Source organism: Streptomyces sp. UF-297 (assembly GCF_058245575.1).
Genome location: NZ_JBSIBZ010000187.1, coordinates 1 through 3,908, shown reverse-complemented (window position 1 = coordinate 3,908; position 3,908 = coordinate 1). Strand labels below are relative to the sequence as shown.

Sequence of the window (3,908 nt, the reverse complement as noted above, 5' to 3'; positions counted from 1 at the left end):
GTCCGTTTCGCCGACGCGGCCTGCGCGCTCCGCGACAGCGGCGTACGGACATTCATCGAGATCGGTCCGGACGGTGTGCTCTCGGGCATGGGCCCGCAGACCCGTACGGAAACGGAGAACGACGATGCCTCCGAGGCCTGGCTCCCGGTGCTGCGCCGCGGCCGTGACGAACCCCGAGCGCTGCTCACGGCGCTGGCCAAGGCGTTCGTACGGGGCGTGGACGTCGGCTGGGACCAGATCTTCACGGGCACGGGCGCCCAGCGGATCGACCTGCCCACATACGCCTTCCAGCACCAGCGGTACTGGCTGCCGGGTGGTTCCGGCGCGGTGGACGCGGCGGGGCTGGGGCAGTTTCCCGCGCGCCATCCGCTGCTGGGTGCGGCGGTGGTGTTGCCGGCGAGCGGCGGCCTCGTACTGACGGGTCGGTTGTCTTCGTCGGGGCAGTCGTGGTTGGCCGATCATGTGGTGGCCGGGCAGGTGTTGGTGCCGGGTGCCGCCTTGGTCGAGATGGCGGTGCGGGCCGGTGACGAGGCCGGGTGCGGCCAGGTCGAGGAACTGGTCATTGAGGCGCCGCTGGTGCTGCCGGCCCGGGGTGGGTTGCGGGTTCAGGTCACGGTGGAGGAGCCGGACGAGGCCGGTCGTCGTGCGGTGGCGGTCTATGCCCAGGTCGAGGACGCCGCCTCCGAGGCGGAGTGGGTGCGGCACGCGGCCGGCGTTGTGGCCCCGGCCGGCTCCGAGATCTCCGACAGTGGGCTCGCGCAGTGGCCCCCGGCGGGTGCTGTCGCCGTGGACCTGGACGATTTCTACCCGGAGCTGGCGGAGAGCGGGCTTGCGTACGGTCAGGTGTTCCAGGGGATGCGTGCGGCCTGGCGGCGCGGCGAGGAACTGTTCGCCGAGGTCGCGCTGCCCGAGGGTACGGCGGTGTCCGGCTTCGGGGTGCACCCGGTGCTGCTGGACGCTGCCCTGCACGTGCTGGGCTTGGGCGCTGCGGCTGAAGGGCTGGCGCTGCCGTTCGCCTGGAAGAATGTCAACGTGCATGCGTCGGGTGCGTCGGTGGCCCGGGTCCGGGTGACCCCGGAGCGTACCGGCGATGGCGTATCACTGACGCTCGCCGACCCCACCGGTGAACTCATCGTGTCCGTGGGTTCTTTGGTCCTGCGGTCGGTGTCGGCCGAGGACCTTGCTGCTGCTGCGGCGTCGGCTCGCGAGGGCTTGTACGGCGTGGAGTGGGTGCCGGTCGCGCCCGAGGGTGAGCCGGGGGCTGTGGTCCGGTGGGCGGAGTTGGGCGCCGAGGGCGTGAGTGGCCTGGTGGCGTCGGTGGAAGAGGGCGAAGAGGCCCCCTCGGTTGTGGTGCTGCGGGTCGTGCCGGAGGTGGGCACGGCCGGTGTTGCGGGCGCGGTTCGGGATGCGACAACCGCTGTGCTGGGTGTCGTACAGGAATGGCTTGCGCAGGAGACCTTGTCCGGGGCGCGGCTGTTGGTGGTGACCGAGCGTGCGGTGGATGCGGGACCGGACTGCGCCGTGGAAGTTGCCCCCGCCTCGGTCTGGGGCCTGGTGCGGGTAGCGCAGGCGGAGAATCCCGGTCGCCTGGTGCTGGCGGACGTGGATGATCTGTCCGCCGAAGGCCTCATGGGATGGTTGCGTACGGGTGTGCAGTCGGCCGAGCCGCAGTTCGCGGTACGCGGGGGCCAGGTGCGAGCACCGAGGCTGACGCGGGTCGCTCAGCAGCCGTCGGCTCCGGTGGGTGGACGTGCGGGCACGGTCTTGATCACGGGTGCCTCGGGTGCCCTGGGCGGTCTGGTGGCCCGGCACTGGGCCGAGACGGGCAGGGCCGAGCATCTTCTGCTCCTCTCCCGCCGTGGCATCGAGGCTTCGGGGATGCCGGAACTGGTCGTCGATATCGAAGAGTTGGGTGTCGAGGTCACCGTTGCGGCGTGCGATGCCGCAGACCGTGCCCAGCTGGCCGAGGTGTTGGACGGGGTGCCGCTGACCGGTGTCATTCACGCGGCCGGGATCGTGGACGACGGCCTGACCACGGCCCTGACTTCGCAGCGAGTGGAGTCGGTGCTGCGGCCGAAGGTCGACGCGGCCTGGAACCTGCACGAACTGACCCGCCACCTGGACTTGGACACCTTCGTCCTCTTCTCGTCCATCGCCGGTGTCATCGGCAACGCTGGCCAGGCCAATTACGCCGCAGGCAACACCTTCCTGGACGCACTCGCCGCCCACCGACGCGACCAGGGCCTGCCCGCCGTGTCGTTGGCGTGGGGTCCCTGGGAACAGGGCATGGCCGGCGATCTCACAGCAGGTGAACGCCAGCGGCTGGCCCGCCAGGGAGTCCGGCTGCTGTCCGACACGGAGGGTCTCGCCGTACTGGACGAGGCCATGGCCCGTACCGAACCACTGCTGGTGACAGCCCAGTTGGACCCGGACGCGATACGCGGAACGGGCGAGGTTCCCCCGCTCCTGTCCGCGCTTGTGCGGACGGCGCGTACGGGCTCGCCTGTCCGTCGTACGGTCGGGCAGACCGCCGATGGTCAGAACGCGCTGGCCGCACGTCTGGCGGGGCTGGGCCCGGCCGAACAGCAAGAGGCCGTACGGGACCTGATCGCCACCCAGACCGCAATGGTCCTGGGCCTGCCGGGTCCCGGCAGTGTCGACGCGGACCGTGCGTTCCGCGACGTCGGTTTCGACTCGCTCACCGCGGTCGAACTGCGCAACCGGCTCAACAACGCAACCGGTCTGCGCCTGTCCGCCACCGCGGTATTCGACTACCCCACCCCGGCCGCCCTCGCTGGCTTCGTACTGCGCGAGCTGGTCGGCGAGACAGGCACCGTGTCGGTGGGCTCGGCCCTCCCGGCGACTGGCGGAGCGCCGGTTGACGACGACCGTCTGGTGATCGTGGGGATGGCCTGCCGCTTCCCCGGCGGTGTCTCGTCTCCGGGCGAGTTCTGGCAGCTGCTCGAATCGGGCGGCGACGCGGTCGGCGCGTTCCCCGAGGACCGGGGCTGGCCCGGAGATGTGGTCGACCCGGATCCGGAGGCGGTCGGCAAGACCTACTCGGGTAAGGGCGGCTTCCTCCACGACGCCGGGGATTTCGACGCGGAGTTCTTCGGGATCAGTCCGCGTGAGGCGGTGGCGATGGATCCGCAGCAGCGGTTGCTGCTGGAGACGTCGTGGGAGGCGCTGGAGGACGCGGGGATCGATCCGGGGGCGTTGAAGGGCAGCGACACGGGCGTTTTCGCGGGCCTCTTCTACCACGACTATCTGCCGACTCACGCTGTACCGGAGGAAGTTGAGGGGTACATCGGCACGGGTGGCGTGGGCGCGGTTGCCTCGGGCCGGGTGTCGTACGCGCTGGGCTTGGAGGGTCCGGCGGTGACGGTGGACACGGCGTGTTCGTCGTCGCTGGTGGCGTTGCATCTGGCGTGTCAGTCGCTGCGTTCGGGGGAGTCGTCGCTCGCATTGGCCGGTGGCGTGACGGTGATGTCCACACCTGGCACGTTCATCGACTTCTCGCGGCAGCGGGGCTTGGCGGCTGACGGGCGTTGCAAGGCGTACGCGGAGGCTGCGGACGGCACGGGCTGGGGCGAGGGTGTCGGTGTCCTGGTGGTCGAGCGGCTGTCGGACGCGCGGCGTAACGGTCACCGGATTCTCGCGGTGGTGGCCGGAACGGCGATGAACCAGGACGGCGCGTCCAACGGCCTGACCGCGCCGAACGGCCCGTCCCAGCAGCGGGTGATCCGGTCCGCACTGGCGAGCGCCGGGCTGGGTACGGGTGATGTGGATGTGGTCGAGGGCCATGGCACGGGTACGCGCCTCGGCGACCCCATCGAGGCGCAGGCGCTGTTGGCGACGTACGGCCAAGGCCGGCCGGGGGATCGGCCGTTGCTGCTGGGTTCGGTGAA

1 protein-coding gene is annotated in these 3,908 nt (G+C 70.8%); it reads left to right on the top strand.

Annotation, left to right across the window (positions count from 1 at the left end; all coding sequences use genetic code 11):
• The coding region (locus AC4IJH_RS43150; protein ID WP_490857510.1) for a type I polyketide synthase at positions 1–3,908 on the top strand (3,908 nt) is incomplete at both ends.